Annotated in this window: 17 protein-coding genes; 6 read left to right on the top strand and 11 right to left on the bottom strand. The window is 66.3% G+C overall.

Annotated features, from left to right (window positions below):
• Positions 1 to 2: 2 nt before the first annotated feature.
• The 4 genes from fliL to QCE49_RS13140 all read right to left on the bottom strand — a co-directional run bounded on the left by fliL (position 3) and on the right by QCE49_RS13140 (position 3031).
• On the bottom strand, positions 3 to 491 hold the full coding sequence (gene fliL / locus QCE49_RS13155; RefSeq protein ID WP_034473275.1) for a flagellar basal body-associated protein FliL: 489 nt from the start codon (positions 489 to 491) through the stop codon (positions 3 to 5).
• A 240-nt stretch (positions 492 to 731) separates the two neighbouring features.
• Positions 732 to 911, bottom strand: a complete 180-nt coding sequence (locus tag QCE49_RS13150; protein ID WP_250457104.1) for a hypothetical protein — start codon at positions 909 to 911, stop codon at positions 732 to 734.
• Positions 912 to 930: 19 nt separating this feature from the next.
• On the bottom strand, positions 931 to 2604 hold the full coding sequence (locus tag QCE49_RS13145; protein WP_250457105.1) for a long-chain-fatty-acid--CoA ligase: 1674 nt from the start codon (positions 2602 to 2604) through the stop codon (positions 931 to 933).
• 4 nt (positions 2605 to 2608) lie between these two features.
• Positions 2609 to 3031, bottom strand: a complete 423-nt coding sequence (locus tag QCE49_RS13140) for a hypothetical protein (RefSeq protein WP_309806005.1) — start codon at positions 3029 to 3031, stop codon at positions 2609 to 2611.
• 459 nt (positions 3032 to 3490) lie between these two features.
• Here QCE49_RS13140 and QCE49_RS13135 point away from each other — a divergent pair, with 459 nt between their 5' ends.
• Positions 3491 to 4051: a hypothetical protein gene (locus tag QCE49_RS13135; protein WP_250457107.1), complete on the top strand. Its 561-nt coding sequence runs from the start codon at positions 3491 to 3493 to the stop codon at positions 4049 to 4051.
• Here QCE49_RS13135 and QCE49_RS13130 read toward each other — a convergent pair.
• From QCE49_RS13130 to fliF, 6 genes are all read right to left on the bottom strand, one after another.
• The gene (locus tag QCE49_RS13130; RefSeq protein ID WP_008352577.1) at positions 4002 to 5363 is read right to left on the bottom strand and encodes a flagellar hook-length control protein FliK; all 1362 of its coding nucleotides are present in this window, start codon (positions 5361 to 5363) and stop codon (positions 4002 to 4004) included. The two genes, QCE49_RS13135 and QCE49_RS13130, sit on opposite strands and share 50 nt — an antisense overlap.
• 30 nt (positions 5364 to 5393) lie before the next feature.
• Positions 5394 to 5849 (bottom strand): flagellar export protein FliJ, encoded by a 456-nt coding sequence (gene fliJ / locus QCE49_RS13125; RefSeq protein ID WP_008352578.1) that lies wholly within the window; start codon positions 5847 to 5849, stop codon positions 5394 to 5396.
• Between the two features lie 65 nt (positions 5850 to 5914).
• Positions 5915 to 7438, bottom strand: coding sequence for a flagellar protein export ATPase FliI (gene fliI, locus QCE49_RS13120; protein WP_008352580.1), 1524 nt, complete (start codon positions 7436 to 7438; stop codon positions 5915 to 5917).
• Positions 7432 to 8106: a flagellar assembly protein FliH gene (gene fliH / locus QCE49_RS13115; protein ID WP_008352582.1), complete on the bottom strand. Its 675-nt coding sequence runs from the start codon at positions 8104 to 8106 to the stop codon at positions 7432 to 7434. Before fliH ends, fliI begins: the two co-directional genes overlap by 7 nt.
• The gene (gene fliG, locus QCE49_RS13110) at positions 8099 to 9094 is read right to left on the bottom strand and encodes a flagellar motor switch protein FliG (protein ID WP_008352584.1); all 996 of its coding nucleotides are present in this window, start codon (positions 9092 to 9094) and stop codon (positions 8099 to 8101) included. The genes fliH and fliG overlap by 8 nt, the downstream gene beginning before the upstream one ends.
• Positions 9084 to 10880, bottom strand: a complete 1797-nt coding sequence (gene fliF, locus QCE49_RS13105) for a flagellar basal-body MS-ring/collar protein FliF (RefSeq protein WP_008352586.1) — start codon at positions 10878 to 10880, stop codon at positions 9084 to 9086. Before fliF ends, fliG begins: the two co-directional genes overlap by 11 nt.
• A 271-nt stretch (positions 10881 to 11151) precedes the next feature.
• On the opposite strand from fliF, the gene fliE reads away from it, so the two are divergent.
• The 5 genes from fliE (at position 11152) to QCE49_RS13080 (ending at position 14228) form a co-directional block, all read left to right on the top strand.
• On the top strand, positions 11152 to 11526 hold the full coding sequence (gene fliE / locus QCE49_RS13100) for a flagellar hook-basal body complex protein FliE (RefSeq protein ID WP_008352588.1): 375 nt from the start codon (positions 11152 to 11154) through the stop codon (positions 11524 to 11526).
• Between the two features lie 242 nt (positions 11527 to 11768).
• On the top strand, positions 11769 to 12188 hold the full coding sequence (gene fliS, locus QCE49_RS13095) for a flagellar export chaperone FliS (protein ID WP_033536660.1): 420 nt from the start codon (positions 11769 to 11771) through the stop codon (positions 12186 to 12188).
• A gap of 29 nt (positions 12189 to 12217) precedes the next feature.
• Positions 12218 to 12547 carry a flagellar protein FliT gene (locus QCE49_RS13090; protein ID WP_033536661.1) on the top strand — a complete coding sequence of 110 codons (330 nt, stop codon included), beginning with the start codon at positions 12218 to 12220 and terminating at the stop codon, positions 12545 to 12547.
• 53 nt (positions 12548 to 12600) lie between these two features.
• Positions 12601 to 13917, top strand: coding sequence for a flagellar hook-length control protein FliK (locus QCE49_RS13085; protein WP_008352594.1), 1317 nt, complete (start codon positions 12601 to 12603; stop codon positions 13915 to 13917).
• Positions 13914 to 14228 (top strand): EscU/YscU/HrcU family type III secretion system export apparatus switch protein, encoded by a 315-nt coding sequence (locus QCE49_RS13080; protein WP_008352596.1) that lies wholly within the window; start codon positions 13914 to 13916, stop codon positions 14226 to 14228. Before QCE49_RS13085 ends, QCE49_RS13080 begins: the two co-directional genes overlap by 4 nt.
• Positions 14229 to 14235: 7 nt before the next feature.
• Here QCE49_RS13080 and QCE49_RS13075 read toward each other — a convergent pair whose 3' ends face one another.
• Positions 14236 to 15942, bottom strand: coding sequence for an isovaleryl-CoA dehydrogenase (locus QCE49_RS13075; RefSeq protein ID WP_250435320.1), 1707 nt, complete (start codon positions 15940 to 15942; stop codon positions 14236 to 14238).
• Positions 15943 to 15988 lie beyond the last annotated feature (46 nt).

The raw sequence follows: 15988 nt of genomic DNA, 5'->3' as shown, positions 1-15988 counted from the left end.
CGTTACTGAACGACGAATTCGGTGAACAGCACTTCCTCGACGCGCACCGGTTTCTCCGCCGTGCTCGCCGCGGTTTCGACCGACGCGCGCAGTTCGTTGGCAAGCTGCTTCTTGCCGTCGACGGTCGCGAGATCGTCCGGGCGCTTGCCGGAAAGCAGAAGCAGCACATGGCTGCGGACTTCCGGCATGTGCTCGGTGACGAGCAACTGGACCTTTTCGTCCTTCAGCTTGAGCGTGAGGCCGGCGCGGAGATAGTGCATGGCGCCGTCGTCCGACTGGAGATTCACCGTCAGCGATTCGAGCGGGAAAAACACGGGCGGCGGCTCCGGCGCCGGCTTGGCCGGACCATGATTCTTCCCGACGAAGAAGTACGCGCCACCGGCGCCCGCGCCGAGCAGCACGATCGCGCCGACGGCGATGATCAGGATCTTTTTGAGCTTCCCGCCTTTCGCGGGAACGATGGGTTGCTGGTTTGCGGTCGTGGTAGCCATGAAAATGCGTGCCTCTTTCGATAGGGTGAATTGTTGGCTATCGCGGTGTAAAGCGATGGGTCGAACAGAGGGGGGTTTTCTGGCTATTCCGTTCGATTGCTCCGGGCCTGCGCGGACCCGCTCTTCGATACCTATCTCGGCTTTTCGGACGGAAAACTTGAGGCCGGCGCGGGCATTGCGCCCGCGCGGGGAAAGAAAAGGGAAGGGAGAGCCCGGCGCAGTGGCGCGCCGGGGAACCGCTCAGAAGCGGTAATTCAGCGCGGCGAAAGCCGATCGAAGCCTTCCACGGCGATTCGGCCGGCGCGCTCGCGCTTCCTGCGTTTGCGGCGTTGGCGGCGGCGCGTCGTCGGCGCGGGCATGGCGTGCGAGCGCCAGCATGGCCACCGCCGCAACCTCTTTCATCGAAACGAATTGCTTCACGTCTTTCTTCCTCCCGCGCTCACGCGGTTCCATCGCGCAGTTCCCTGCGCAAAACCTTTCCGATATTGCTCTTGGGCAGACTCTCGCGGAACTCGACTGCCTTGGGCCGCTTGTAGCCCGTCAGGCGCTCCTTGCAATGCGCGATCAGATCGGCCTCGGTGAGGGCCGGGTCGCGCCGCACGACGAAAATCTTCACGGACTCGCCGGAATGACGGTCGGGCACGCCGACCGCCGCCGCCTCGAACACGCCGGGATGCGCGGCGACCACGTCCTCGATCTCGTTCGGATAGACGTTGAAGCCCGAGACCAGGATCATGTCTTTCTTGCGATCGACGATCTTCAGGAAGCCGTGTTCATCCATCACGGCGATATCGCCCGACTTGAAGAAGCCGTCGGCCGTCATGACGTGCGCCGTCTCGTCCGGACGATTCCAGTAGCCCGCCATGACCTGTGGCCCGCGAATGCACAACTCGCCGGGTTCGCCGGGCGCGGCTTCGTTGCCTGCGTCATCGCGGATCGAAACTTCCGTCGACGGCAGCGGCAAGCCGATCGTGCCGCCACGCTGCGTCGAGTCCGCCGGGTTGCAAGTCACGCACGCGGTCGTCTCGGTCAGGCCGTAGCCTTCGATGATCGGCACGCCCGTCTTTTCGAGCCAGCGCTGCGCCACGGCCTGCTGCACCGGCGCACCGCCGCCGACAGCCGCGAAGAGCCGCGAGCAATCGAGCTGCGCGAAATCCGGGTGATCGAGCATCGCGTTGTAGAGCGTGTTCACCGCCGGGAACATCGTGATGCGATAGCGCCGCAGCGTCCGGATCATGCCGCCGATGTCGCGCGGATTCGGGATCAGCACGCCCAATGCGCCGGTCTGGATCGTCAGCAGTCCGCACGCCGTCAGCGCGAAGACGTGATAGAGCGGCAACGCGATGGCCGTCGTGAGTTGTCCGGACGTGGGCCGCTGCGCGCGGGCCGGTTCGAGCCACGCCTGCGTCTGCAGCATGTTGGCGATCAGACTGCGATGCGGCAGCACGGCGCCCTTCGCCACGCCCGTCGTGCCGCCCGTGTACTGCAGAAGGGCGATGTCGTCCGGCTGCTGCTCGACCGGCGTGAACGCCATGTGCCTGCCGCGGGCGAGCGCCGCGTTGAACGCCGTGTGGCCGGGCAGGTTCCATGCGGGCACCAGATTTTTGACATGCCGCGCGACGAAGTTCACGAGGCATCCTTTCGCGCCGAGCAAGTCGCCCAGCGTCGCGACGACTACGTGTCTGATCGTCGTCTCGTGCACGACCGCTTGCAGCGTCGCCGCGAAGTTGTCGAGCAGGATGATCGCTTCGGCGCCGCTGTCCTTCAGCTGATGTTCGAGCTCACGCGGCGTGTAGAGCGGATTCACGTTCACGACGACGTAGCCCGCGCGCAGGATCGCCGCGAGCGCGACCGGATATTGCAGCACGTTGGGCATCATGATCGCGACGCGCGCGCCTTTGCGCAGGCCGGTCGACTGCAGCCACGCGGCGAGGTCGCGCGAAAGCGCGTCGAGCTTCGCGTAACTGATGGACGCTCCCATGCACGCGAACGCCGGTTTCCCGGCGTAAAGGCGGAAGCTCTGCTCGAGCAGGTCGGTGACGGAGCGGTATCGGTCGGATTCGATCTCGGCAGGCACGCCGGATGGATACGATGCAAGCCAGGTTTTGTTCATGAAGTCATGTGGTTGTTGTTGTAAGAAATGCGCGCGCGGGCCACGTCGGCCTCAGAACTTCGCGCCGAACTGGAGATAGACGCTTTGAATGCCGCCCGGCGCGATCGCGTAGCCGAGATACGCCGGGCCGAGCGGTCGTCGCGCCGACGAACACGCTGAGGCTCTCCTTCAGATCGCTCATGCGAAGTGCGCTGCGCTCGAACGTTGCGTTGCCGGCTTCGGCCATCGTGCCGAGATACACGTCGTTCACCGCCGTTCCGTTCGGCGACGCCACGCGAAACTGGTACGTCAGCTGGCTGTAGAACACGTAGTTCCCGGAGAACTGATTGACGCCATACGCCGCCAGATGTCGGAGGCCGCCGAGCGAGAACAGCAGGAAGTTGGATCCCCAGCTCTTTTCCGCCGGGTTCACGCGCGGGCGGTTCACGCCGTCCTCGCGGACGAATTCGTGCGAGACGCTCTTGAAGTAGCCGCTCGTTTCGAGGCGCGCGAGGCGTTCGTTGATTTCGTGCGCGTCGTAGGCATCGCCTTCGTTGAGATCCAGCGCCCGCCGGACATAGTCGCAAAACCAGCGCGATCCGCGGCCGGGACTTGGGCGCGGCGTCGATTACGGGCGATGACGAACCTTGAGCGAAGGCGTCGGAAAAAGGGACGTGCAGGCAGAAAGCCAGCAGCAGTGAAACGAATGCGCGCATGACAAAGCGTCGCGCATGTTGCTGCGCGGCGGCAAAGGAGACGAGTCGCGCAGATTCTAGGAGCGCCCTTCAGACCGCCATCAGAGGAATACTAAATGTTGCACTCATGCTGTGTTCTGTCTCAGGACGATGCCGAGACTTTGAGAAAAGTCCGCCAATTGGGAGAACGCTGATCGTCGTTTGAGTCGCGATTGACTGGCCTCGGCCGGTTTCCATCTGGCGAGCGCCGCGTCGATCTGGCCGCCTTCGGGCGTCGCGATGGCGGCTCTCATGCTGACGCGCCGTGCGGCTGGCCTGCGGTCATCGGCGGACTCGCCGGCGCGCAGACGCTCGTCGGCGTGCTGCATCGGAGGAGCGTGCTGCACGCGCTTTTCGCCGCGCTTCTGCTCATCGCCGCACCCGCGGTCGCGCTCGGCATCGTCGTGCGTTTCACGCACGTCCCGCTGCGCGGCCTCTATCTCCTGCGCGCGCTGCTTTTTGCGGCGCTCGTCTCCAGCGTGCTCGCGTGCGGCATCGGCATCACGTCGGCGTCGTCGCATGTGCTCGACTTCCCGATGAACGCGCCGCTGCGCGGCGTCGCGCATTTCGTCGGCATGTTCGTCATCACGCCGGTGGCCTTTCAACGGACGATGCCCCCCGGCATTACATCGTCGTCGTCGAGCGCCTGCGCGCCGAATGTGCGGCGTGAGGCGCTGAGAAGGATCAGGCGAACGTATCGACGAGTCCGACCGTGCGTCGCACGGGCACGTTGATACTCGCCGCAACGGAATCGTCGGCGCTCACGCCGCCCAGCCCACCGATTCCGCCCGACGCGCGGCCGCCGCCGCCCGATCCCGAGCGGCCGTCACCGCTTTGTTGCTGCGACTGGCGCGTGAAGCCATCGGCGACGGACGCGCTTCCGAGACTGATGCCGTTCGCTTCCATCGCTTCGCGCAGCTTCGGCATCGCGGCTTCGATCGCTTCGCGCACCTGCGCATGCTGCGACACGAACAGCGCGTGCGCGTGGTTATCGGAGACCTGCAGCGTCACCTGCAACGGCCCGAGATCTTTCGGATTCAGCGTCAATTCCGCGCTTTGCTGATCCGCCTTCGACAGAAACACGACCTTCTGACTGAACGCGTCGTCCCAGCCGGAGCCGCCAACGTGCGGTGCGATCGCGGCGCTGGTCGCCGATGCCATCGCGCCCTGCGGACTCGACACCGCCGAACCCGCCGATGCCGTCTGCATCGCGACCGCGTGCGCGGCCGCGTCGGCGGCTTGCTTGTAGGCGGCGGTCGCGGCGTCGGCGGATATCGCCGGCGCGGTTTGCGCGGATGCGAGCGCGGCTGCGTCGACAGCCTTGTCGCCGGCCTTCGCATTCGCCGTCAGCCCGGGCAGGCTCGCGCCCTTTCCGCCTTTCGCGAAGAGGCCGCCCTGATCGTCGCCTTTCCCGCCCTCGCGCGCCGTCCCGACCGAACCGTTCGCCGTGGCATTCGCGGGCTGCGTGTTGTTCATCGAGGCGAGCGCGGCGGCCAGCGCGTCCTGCGCCGACTTCGCATCGCTGCTCTTGTGCGTCGTGTCCGTCGCTTTGTCGTCGTCGGTCGATGCGGTCGTCGTGACGAGCGATGCAGCGTCGGCCGCATCGGCGAGCGCGGACTCGGTATCGTCCGAGTCGGCGTCGGCTTCGTTCGCGGCGTCCGCGCGGGCTTTCGCTTGCGCAGCGGCGGCCGCATCCGATGACGATCCCGACGCCGGCTTCGACGCGTCGGCCGTATTCGTCTTGTCCGCAGGCTTCGATGCCTCTTTCGGCGCGTCCGTCTCGTCGGGCTTCGCGGCGGCCTGAGCATCGGATGCGTCGTCGCTCTTCGATGCGTCGTCGGAAGGCTTCGGCGCGTCGTGCACGCTCGATGTGTCGGCGGACGAATCCGCGAACGCCTGAGCCGCTTGTGCGTCGGCGTTGGCGCGGTCGGTGATGCCCTGGAGCGTCTTGCCGAACGACGCGCCGGCGCTCGCCGCGCGCTGCGCCGCGGAGTTGCCCGATGACGTGGCGCCGGAAAGCGCGCCGAGAAGAGAAACGGAGGACATGCTGAGCCTCTGGAAATATCGATGAATGGATTACGACGAAGCCCGCTCGGCGCGCATGCGCAGCACCTTGGCGGCGTGTTCGTCGGATTCGCGCTGCTCGACGCGCGCGGCCTTCTTCGCGAGGATCGCCTCGCCGCGTGCGGCCAGCACTTCGTAGCTGCCGAGCTTCTGTTTCTTGAGACGCCAGTCGGGTTTCGCCGCCTCGATGCGCTGATCGGCCATCAGGAGCAGCGTGCGCTGCTGCGCGATGGCGCTGTCGAGCGTATCGACGAAAGCCTGGAAATTGCGCAGCGTCTGCGCCGTCGTGCCTTGCTGCGCCGACGCCGTGAAACGCGCGTGATACTCGTCGCGATACGTCACGAGCGCGTTCAGTTGCGTTTCGATCTCGTTGCGTTCCTGCTGAAGCTTGCCGAGCTTCTTCGTGGCGTTATCGAGTTCCTCTTCGGCGAGTTCGATGAGGGTGTTGATCGGCAGATTCTTCGACATGGCGTGGCGGTCCCGTAAGGTCTTTGTGCTTTCTTGTGACGAATGCTTCGGATACTAGTCGAAAACTATTCGAACAGTTGATTCAACATCGCGATGCTCGGCTCGAACGGCGCCTCTTCGCGAAAGCCTTGCTGCAAAAACGACTCCATGCGCGGATACAGCGCGATGGCGCGGTCGAGCAACTGGTCGCGTCCGCTCGAATACGCGCCCACGTTGATGAGATCCTTGTTGCGCTGATAGCGCGACAGCATCTGCTTGAAGAGACGCACGCGTTCGAGATGCTTGTCGTCGATGATCGACGTCATCACGCGGCTGATCGACTGCTCGATGTCGATCGCCGGATAGTGCCCGGCTTCCGCGAGCGAGCGGTTCAGCACGATATGGCCGTCCAGAATCGCGCGCGCCGAGTCGGCGATCGGATCCTGCTGATCGTCGCCTTCGGTGAGCACGGTGTAGAACGCCGTGATCGAGCCGCCGCCTTCGGGACCATTGCCGGTGCGCTCGACGAGCGCCGGCAGCTTCGCGAACACCGACGGCGGATAGCCTTTGGTCGCGGGCGGCTCGCCGATGGCGAGCGCGATCTCGCGCTGGGCCATCGCGTAACGCGTGAGCGAATCCATCAGCATCAGGACGTGCTTGCCCTGATCGCGGAAATATTCGGCGAGCGAGGTCGTGTACGCGGCGGCCTGCATCCGCAGCACCGGCGACACGTCGGCAGGCGCGGCCACGACGACCGAGCGCGCGAGTCCGTCCTCGCCCAGAATCTGCTCGATGAATTCCTTCACTTCGCGGCCACGTTCGCCGATCAGCCCGATCACGATGACTTCCGCGCTCGTGTAGCGCGCCATCGTGCCGAGCAGAACCGACTTGCCGACGCCCGAACCCGCGAACAGGCCCATGCGCTGGCCGCGTCCGACCGTCAGCAGCGAGTTGATCGCGCGCACGCCGACGTCGAGCACCTTGTGGATCGGCTCGCGATTCAGCGGATTGATGACCGGACCCGCCAGCGGCGCATCGACCTTGGCGCCGAGCGGGCCGAGCCCGTCGAGCGGACGGCCGGACGCGTCGACCACGCGGCCGAGCATTTCCCAGCCGACCGGCAGACGCTTCGCGCCCGCCATCGGATCGTTGATCGGCGCGCTTTCCAACGGATAGACGCGCGCGCCCGGCAACAGGCCGGCGACTTCGGTCGTCGGCATGAGAAAGAGCTTGTCGCCCGCGAAACCGACGACTTCGGCTTCGGCGGTCGGAATCGCGCTGCCCGGCGGCAGCTCGATGATGCATTCGGAGCCGACGCCCATCTTCAGGCCGACCGCTTCGAGCACGAGACCGGCGGCGCGCGTGAGACGTCCGCACGGACGCAGCGGCTTTGCGATCGCATTGCGCGAGCGCAGCGCGTCGAGCTTGTCGCGCCACGTGTCGATGTGCGGATTGCCCGCGATACCGGCCAGTTCGGCGATGGTGCGCGCGGCGAGTTCGTCGGGCGATTCGTCTTCCGCGCGCTCTTCGGCGAGCGGGCCGAACGACGCGCGCGCGAGTTCCTGTTCGAGTTCGCTCAGACCGTCCTGCGTGATCCGTTGATTTACCACGGCTTGCTTCTCCCCAACGCGGCCACCACGCGCTCCCAGCGCGACACGTTGGTCGCATCGATTTCACCGGTTGCGGCGTGCGCCTTGCAGCCGCCGCGCTCGACTTCCGGATCGGGCCGCACGGTCCAGCCGGCGGCTTCGAGTTCGTCCTTCAGATACGCATCGACGATAGCCATGTCGGCCGGATTGACGATGAGCGTCGGTGCGCCGCACAACTCCGGCTCGGACGCGATGACTTCGCGCGCCACGGCGACGAGCGCCGTCGGATCGAGTGCGAGATGCTGGCGCACGACCTGCTGCGCGATATCGACCGCGAGTTCCGCGAGCGATTCCGCGATGGCCGCATCGGCGGCTTGCAGGGCGGTCTTGAACGCATCGGCGATCTCGGCGAGACGCGCGGCCTGCGCGAGCGCTTCCTTGCGGCCGTCCTCGAAACCCTTCGCCTGACCTTGCTCGTAACCCGCCTGATACCCAAGCGCCTGCCCCGCGACGTGCCCCTTCGCGAGACCTTGCTGATACGCGTCGTCCTCGACGCGGCGCAGGTGCGCTTCGAGCGCGGCCTGTTCCGCCGCGCTGTTGTCGACCTTGATCTCGACGGGATCGAACGACGCCATTTCCCAGCGCTGATACGCCGAGACCGGAGCCTTTTGCGCGCGGGTGTTAGACATATGCGTCCTCGGCCTTGCCGCCTAACTGGATCTGACCGTTTTCCGCGAGATTGCGGACGATCTGCAGAATCTTGCGCTGCTGCTGCTCGACTTCCGACACGCGCACCGGACCGCGCGAATCGAGGTCTTCGGCGAGCAGTTCGGCCGCGCGCTGCGACATGTTCGACAGGAACTTCTGGCGCAGCGCCGGCTGCGCGCCCTTGAGCGACACGATCAGCGTTTCCGATTCCACTTCCTTCAGCAGAAGCTGGATCGCGCGGTCTTCCAGATCGAGCAGGTTCTCGAACACGAACATCTGGTCGATGATCTTCTGCGCGAGCTCGGCGTCGTATTCGCGCACGTTCGCGATGACGCCTTCTTCGTGATTGCTCGACATGAAGTTGAGAATCTCGGCCGCCGTGCGGATGCCGCCCATCGGCGCGCGCTTCAGGTTGTCGCTGCCGGAGAGCAGCGTCGTCAGCACGTCGTCGAGTTCGCGCAGCGCGGCGGGCTGGATGCCGTCGAGCGTCGCGATGCGCAGGAGCACGTCGTTGCGCAGGCGGTCGGACAACAGCGACACGATTTCCGACGCCTGATCGCGGTCCAGGTGAACGAGGATCGTCGCGATGATCTGCGGATGCTCGTTCTTGATGAGTTCCGCGACCGCGCCCGAGTCCATCCACTTCAGGCCTTCGATGCCGCTCGTATCGCTGCCCTGCAGGATACGGTCGATCAGCGCGCCGGCCTTGGTTTCGCCGAGCGCCTTCGTCAGCACGGAGCGGATGTACTCGCTCGAATCCAGCGAAAGCGCCGTGTGCTGCTCGGCTTCGCTCACGAATTCGGTCAGCACGTTGTCGAGCTGCTCGCGCGTCACGTTTTTCAGGGCCGCCATCGTCGCGCCGATCTTCTGCACCTCGCGCGGGGCGAGATACTTGAAAACTTCGGCGGCTTCTTCCTCGCCGATCGACATCAGGAGGAGAGCGGCTTTATTCAGGCCTTCAGCGTTCATCGGACACCCAGTTCTTTACGACCGTCGCAACGATTCTCGGATCCTGACGCGCGACCATGCGCGCGTAGTCGAGATTGCGGTCGAATTTGGCTTTCTTGCTTTCATGACCGAGGAGACTCACCTCGGCATCCTTGTCTTCGTCTTCCAGCTTCGCCGTGCCGCCGCCGTCGAGCGACGGGCCGTCGAGCAGCGAGAGTTCGTCCGGTACGGCGAGCGTCGGCGCGGCTTCGGGCGGCGGCGGGAAGGCGCGCTTCATCGCCGGCTTCACCATGCTGAAGTACAGGAACAGACCGACGATGCCGATGCCCAGATACTTCGCCGCCTGAATGCCCATGCCGATCGATTCCGGCGTCTTCCACCACGGCACGTCGGGCGTCGCGTTCAGATCGGCGGAGAACGCGCTGTTCACGACGTTCACCGAGTCGCCGCGCTTGTCGTCGAAGCCCATCGCGTCCTTCACGAGCTGCTGGACCTGCGCGAGTTTGTCGGCGGCAAGCGGCGTCATCGTGACGTTGCCCTTCGCATCGACCTTCTTCTCGTAGTTCACGACCACCGCCACCGACAGACGCTTGATCCCCCCCGTCGCCTGCTCGTAGTGACGCACGGTGCGATCGACTTCGTAGTTCGTCGTCGTGTCCTTGCGCTGATTCTGCGGACCCGTTTTCGCCGATGCGCCCGCCGCGCCCGATGCCGCTGCGTCGACCGGCGCGGATGCCGGCTGCGGCGGCTGGTTCGACAGCGCGCCCGGCACGCCGCCGATGCTGCTGCCGCCGGATTCGCTCGACTCGCTCGACTGCTGGCTGCGGATCGCCGTGTTCTGCGGGTTCCCGTTCGGGCCGTAGCTTTCGGCGGTTTGCTCGAGCTTCGAGAAGTCGATGTCGGCGCTGACCTGCGAACGCGCGTTGCCGGCGCCGAAGAGCGGCGCGAGGATCGCGTCGATGCGCTTTTGCGTGTTGTGCTCGATCTGCTGCACGTACTTCAGTTGCGATGCGTCGAGGCCGTTCGCGGCGTTCTGGCTCGTCAGCAGGTTGCCGTCCTGATCGACGATGTTCACGTTCTTGACCGGCATGTCCGCGACGCCGGACGCCACCATGTGCGTGATCGCCACCACCTGGCCTTCGTCGAGCACGCGGCCGGGGTACAGATTGACCATCACGGAGGCGGTCGGCAGTTCCTTGTCGCGCACGAAGACGGAAGGCTTCGGAATCGCCAGATGCACGCGCGCCGACTTCACCGACGAAATCGAGCCGATCGTGCGCTCCAGCTCGCCTTCCAGCGCGCGCTGATAGTTGACCTGCTCGGCGAACTGGCTGATGCCGAACTTCTGGTTGTCCATCAGCTCGAAGCCGACCGAGCCGGCCTTCGGCAAGCCCTGGCTCGCGAGACGCAGACGCGTTTCGTGCACCTGCTCGGCCGGCACGAGAATGGCGCCGCCGCCGTCGGAGAGCTTGTACGGAATGTTGCCCTGCTGGAGCGCGGCAACGATTGCGCCGCCGTCCCGGTCGGACAGATTGGAAAAGAGCACGCGATAGTCCGGCTGGCGCGACCACATGACGAGGCCCGCGACCACCATCACCAGAATCGCGACGGCCACGATGAGCGGCACGCGCGGATTCGAGCGGAACTGGTTGAGCATCGGCATGCGCTGCGCGAAGCCGCCGAAGTCGGCTCCCGCGCCGCCCGCGAGGCTCGCGCCGGCGGTGGCCGTTCCGGCTGCGCCCGGCTGTGCGCCCGCCAGGCCCATTCTGGCGTCGGGCGTGATGAGTGAGTTGTTGGGCGTTTCCATTTAGCGTCGAAGCTCCGAATCCTGAGGTTCCCCTCCGCCGCTTCCCGCTTCCATGTAAGCGGCGGTGGAGGACTTTTCACGATGGGGATTATCCGCAGAAGATTGCAAGTCGATTCGGCGAATAGAGCGGGGTTTTCCCCGTTCTTCCCGCGCTTTGAAAAGCCGCCGGCTGCTAATCTTTTTCGTACTCGGCGAACCTCCGCAAATGCGGGCCGGGCATCGGGTCTCCGCCACGAGCGGCACCCGTTATTTCCTGTCATCCGGAGTCAACATGAACTTTCCGATCAATCCGCTTTCCTCGGCTATGTCGGCCATTCAGTCGATGGCGTCGCAAGCCGCCGGCGGCACCGGCGCCGCAAACGCCGCGTCCGTCGCGTCGGGCGCCGTCATGGGGCAGAGCGGGACATCGGGCGCGGCGAGCGCCGGCAGCTTCGCCGACGCGCTGAAATCGTCCATCGACAAGATCAGCGACAACCAGAACAAGGCACTCGGCGAGGCGCACGCATTCGAAATCGGCGCGCCGAACGTGTCGCTCAACGACGTGATGGTCGACATGCAGAAGGCGAACGTCGGCCTGCAGTTCGGCCTGCAGGTGCGCAACAAGCTGGTGTCGGCCTACAACGACATCATGCAGATCTCCGTCTGACGGTCTTCACACGATCCGTCCCTCGATCCTCGCGATTGCTCTAGAGCCTTGAGTCCTAAAGCTTTGCCGCGTTTTTCCGATAACCCCGGTAACGGCACGGCGAACGATGGTTCGCCCGCTTGAGGCGGGCGGCACGCTCGTCTCTCACCGGTTTTACCGGACCCACACGGATCAGGACGAGCGGCACGGCGTCCGCTTGAAGCCCGCGCACGCTGCGGCATCGCATAAGGAGAACCCGAGAGATGTATTCCCCAGGACACGCAGGAGCCAGCGCCTACGCACGCGTGGGCGTTCAGACAGGGGTGATCGGAGCGAGCCCGCACAGGCTGATCGTGATGCTGTATCAAGGCGCGCGTCAGGCGATCGCGCAGGCGCGCATGCATCTGCAGCAGAACAACGTCGGCGCGCGCGGCGCGGCGATCGGCAAGGCCATCAGCATCATCGAGAGCGGATTGCAGCAGGCGCTCAACAAGGATGCGGGCGGCGAGATCGCGCAACGGCTGGACGCGCTGTACACGTATATGACGCGCCGGCTGCTCGAGGCGAACATCAAGCAGAACGAGTCGATGCTCGTCGAAGTCGACGGCCTGCTCGCGACGCTGGAAGAAGCCTGGGTCGGAATTGGACAGGAAGTGGCGCAAATGACCGCCGTGCCCGCATGACGGGTATGAGCGTCGACTGCCTCGAAAGAATGAAGACGACACAAGAATATTTCGCCCACTACGAGGCCATTGCGGCGGTTTCCGGTCAGATGCTGGTGGCCGCGCGCGGTGGCGAATGGAGCGAGCTGAAGGCGTTGCAGGGCACCTATCGCGAGCTGGTCGACCGCCTGAAGGAAGTCGATACCGGTTCGGATCTCGACGAAACCGCCCGCGCACGCAAGCTGGACCTCGTGAAGAAGATTCTCGCCGACGACGCCGCGATCCGCGATCTGACCTCGCCGAGTCTCGCGCGCCTGTCCGCGCTCTTCACGGTCAACAGCCCGGCCCGCGTACTGAAGAAAATGATCGGACTGCGCTAGCCGCGGTTCCGCGCCAGCCGGACGATCCGGCCGGCGCTTACGAGGATGGGGGCATGACTGGACTCGATTCTGCGATCGCATCGTTGCTCGCCAGCCGCACCGAGCTCCTGATGTCCGCGATTCGCGCGCCGGGCGGCGTGAGCGGCAGCGGCGTGACGGGCACGAGCGTCGGGCAGACGACGCAGCCGGACATGCCGCAGACCGTCGGCGCGCCCGCCGTGGCGGCGGGACCGGCGGCGTCGGCGCAAACCGAGCTTTCCAGCGTCGCGCGCACGCTCGACGTGATTTCGCGCTTCGGCGGCGCGACGCCCGCGCTGACCGGCGACGCCCCGCTCTGGCCGACGCCGCCGCGCCCCGCGAGCGCCTTCGCCGCGCTCACGACCGGCCTCTTCGATACCGCTTTCTCCTCCAATGCCGCCGCCGTGGCGGCCGCGCGCGCCGCGACGCAGAATCTGCCGCCGCTGCCCGCCGCCGCGCTGGCGACGGCGCTCGCAAGGACCGTCGGCGAAAGCGGGCTTTTCTACGAATCGCATCTGGTGCAATGGCTCGCGGGCCAGCGCAGCGCGGCGTCGCTCGGCAACGAACCGCAGGCGCGCGTCGATGCCCGTTCGATGTCCCTGCCGTTCGAGCTCGCCAACGCCGTCACGCCGGCCGACACCGGCCTCGACGATGCCCGCGCGCCGCAGCTCGCGCCCGATCTGCCCGATTTCCACGGCCGCCCGATCGCGACGCCGCAGACGCCGCAGCAGGCGGCCGCGCTCGCGGCGTCGGTGCGCGATGCGTCGCCGTCCGAGCTCTCGAATTCGCAGAACGGAACCGCGAACGGCGCCAACGCGCAGACGGCGCAACCGAGCCGGCACGAATCGGCGCTGCAGGCGTCGCTCGCGGCGGGCATCCATCCGGCGACGCTCAATGTCGTGCGTCAGCAACTCGACGTGCTCGCGAACGAGCAATTCCGCTGGCAGGGCGAGGCGTGGCCCGGCACGCGCTTCGAGTGGGAAGTCGCCCGCGAACCGCGCGATCAGCGCGCTTCCGACGACGCCGCCGACGAACGCGCCTGGCGCACGCGCATCACGCTGTCGCTGCCCGCGCTCGGCACCGTCGACGCCGAACTGGTGCTGTCGGGCGACAAGCTCGTCACGCGCATCAAGGCGGGCGACGCGGGCGCGCGCCGTCTCGCCGCCGACGGCGCCGCGTTCGCGCGTCAGCTCGAAGCGGCGGGCATCGCGCTCGCGTCGCTGTCCGTGCGTTCGATGGACGGCACGACCGATCTCGCGCTTTCCGGCGACAAGACCGCCGCGAAAAAGCCGGTGCGCTCGCCGCTCGAACATCTGTTCCACCCGCCGCACGGCGATGGGAGTGAAACATGAGCGGCCAGGATCATCCGCCGTACACGCGCAGGCAGGCGACGGCGCTCGCCTACGACGCGGGCAATCGCGAGGCGACGCCGCGCGTCGTCGCGAAGGGCTACGGCATCGTCGCGGACATGATCGTGCAGCGCGCGAAGGAAGCGGGGCTGTACGTGCACGAATCGCCGGAAATGGTGTCGCTGCTGATGCAGGTCGATCTCGACGCGCACATTCCGCCCGCCTTGTATCAGGCGGTCGCGGAATTGCTGTCGTGGGTGTATCGGCTGGAGAACGAGGAGCCGTTGAGGGAAGCGGGGCGGGCGATCCGCTGACGCTTTCTCAGGCGGCGAACGCCCGCGTGACGATCGCCGCGTGATCGAAGCGTCCGGGCAGCGTGCCGTACACGCGCCCGTTTTCGCCGCGCGCGTCGCCAAGACGCGATTCGATGAACGCATCGGCGACATCCTGCGGCGCGTGCCGCGCGAGCAGCACGCCCTGCGCGCACAACGTCAATTGCTGCGCGATGCGCCGGGCCGACGCTTCCCGGATCGACGGATCGTCCGTCAGCATCGCAATCAGCGACGACAGCGCGCCCGCCAGCGCCGGATGCGCGCCCGCCGTCGTCTTCCAGTCGTCGATGAGCGCGTGCGCGGCGTCCTGCTCGCGCTCGAACGCGCGCAGGACGTCGAGGCACATCACGTTGCCCGAGCCTTCCCAGATCGAATTGACCGGCGCCTCGCGATAGAAACGCGCCATCGGCCCGGTTTCGACATAGCCGTTGCCGCCCCAGACTTCCATCGCTTCGCCGGTGAATTCGAGCGCGCGCTTGCAGACCCAGAATTTCGCGGCGGGCGTGACGATGCGCCGCCACGCGCGTTCGGCGAGCGCTCCGCCTGGCGCGGCGCTCTGCTCGAACGCGCCCGCGAGCCGCATGAATAGCACCGTCGCGGCTTCGGATTCGAGCGCGAGATCGGCGAGCACGTTGCGCATCAGCGGCTGATCGACGAGATGCGCGCCGAACGCGCTGCGCTGCCGCGCGTGATGAATCGCCTGGACGAGCGCCGCGCGCATCAGCGCCGCACTGCCGATCACGCAATCGAGCCGCGTGAAATTCGCCATCTCGATGATGGTCGGCACGCCGCGTCCCTCGTCGCCGATCATCACGCCGTAAGCATCGAGAAACTCCACTTCGCTGCTCGCGTTCGAGCGGTTGCCGAGCTTGTCCTTCAGGCGCTGGATCTGGACCGCGTTCTTGCGGCCGTCCGGCGCGAAACGCGGCACGTAGAAGCACGACAGGCCGCCTTCGTCGGCGGTGCGCGCGAGCACGAGATGCGCGTCGCATTGCGGCGCGGAGAAGAACCACTTGTGACCGACCAGCCGATAAGCGCCTCCGCGTCCCGTCGCGCCGTTTCTGTCGATGGCGTGCGCGCGCGTGCGGTTGCTGCGCACGTCGGAGCCGCCCTGTTTCTCGGTCATGCCCATGCCGATCATCATCGAATGCTTGCCGGCTTCGAGCGGAATGTCGCGCGGATCGTGTTCGCGCGAAAGCAGCGCATGCGAAACGCGCGCGAACAGGTCGGGTTCGTTGCGCAGAACGGGGATGCTCGCGAAGGTCATCGTGATCGGGCACAGCGAGCCCGATTCGAGCTGGCCGTGCAGATAGTAGCCGGCGCAGCGCGCGGCCATCGATCCGGCGCGCGCGGACGGCTCGAACGGCATCGCGTGCAATCCCTCATGGCGCAGCCGCCGCAGCAGTTCATGCCACGCCGGATGAAACGCGATGGCGTCGATGCGCTCGCCGCGCGGACTGTGCGTCGCGAGTTCGGGCTCGTGGCGGTTGGCGAGCTCGGCCAGCGCGACGACGTCCGGCTGCGTCAGCGCCATCCCGTCGCGCGAAAGCGTCTGCACATGCCAATGCGCGCCTTCGCGTCCGACGGCGGCGACGAGCGCCGGATCGAAGGCGAACGCGTCATAGCCGACGAGCGGCGAGGCCTGATTCGTGACGTCGTGGGTTTGCCCGAACGGGCGATCGGCGGGATCGGACATCGTCGCTCTCCTTCTGCGGTGATTCGTCGCTGTCGGACGCGCGCAA

It is taken from the genome of Caballeronia sp. LZ008 (genome assembly GCF_031451435.1).
In the GTDB taxonomy this organism is placed as follows: domain Bacteria; phylum Pseudomonadota; class Gammaproteobacteria; order Burkholderiales; family Burkholderiaceae; genus Caballeronia; species Caballeronia zhejiangensis.
Note: the sequence above shows the minus strand (reverse complement) of the source record. Positions and strands in the feature narration are given on the sequence as shown.

Bases quoted from the DNA above. Each gene is read 5' to 3' on its own strand.
- fliG (WP_008352584.1), bottom strand. From the start codon at position 9,094: ATGAACGCTGAAGGCCTGAATAAAGCCGCTCTCCTCCTGATGTCGATC.
- fliL (WP_034473275.1), bottom strand. From the start codon at position 491: ATGGCTACCACGACCGCAAACCAGCAACCCATCGTTCCCGCGAAAGGC.
- QCE49_RS13090 (WP_033536661.1), top strand. From the start codon at position 12,218: ATGAAGACGACACAAGAATATTTCGCCCACTACGAGGCCATTGCGGCG.
- QCE49_RS13130 (WP_008352577.1), bottom strand. From the start codon at position 5,363: ATGTCCTCCGTTTCTCTTCTCGGCGCGCTTTCCGGCGCCACGTCATCG.
- QCE49_RS13075 (WP_250435320.1), bottom strand. From the start codon at position 15,942: ATGTCCGATCCCGCCGATCGCCCGTTCGGGCAAACCCACGACGTCACG.
- fliF (WP_008352586.1), bottom strand. From the start codon at position 10,880: ATGGAAACGCCCAACAACTCACTCATCACGCCCGACGCCAGAATGGGC.
- fliS (WP_033536660.1), top strand. From the start codon at position 11,769: ATGTATTCCCCAGGACACGCAGGAGCCAGCGCCTACGCACGCGTGGGC.
- fliH (WP_008352582.1), bottom strand. From the start codon at position 8,106: ATGTCTAACACCCGCGCGCAAAAGGCTCCGGTCTCGGCGTATCAGCGC.
- fliE (WP_008352588.1), top strand. From the start codon at position 11,152: ATGAACTTTCCGATCAATCCGCTTTCCTCGGCTATGTCGGCCATTCAG.
- QCE49_RS13085 (WP_008352594.1), top strand. From the start codon at position 12,601: ATGACTGGACTCGATTCTGCGATCGCATCGTTGCTCGCCAGCCGCACC.
- QCE49_RS13080 (WP_008352596.1), top strand. From the start codon at position 13,914: ATGAGCGGCCAGGATCATCCGCCGTACACGCGCAGGCAGGCGACGGCG.
- QCE49_RS13145 (WP_250457105.1), bottom strand. From the start codon at position 2,604: ATGAACAAAACCTGGCTTGCATCGTATCCATCCGGCGTGCCTGCCGAG.
- fliJ (WP_008352578.1), bottom strand. From the start codon at position 5,849: ATGTCGAAGAATCTGCCGATCAACACCCTCATCGAACTCGCCGAAGAG.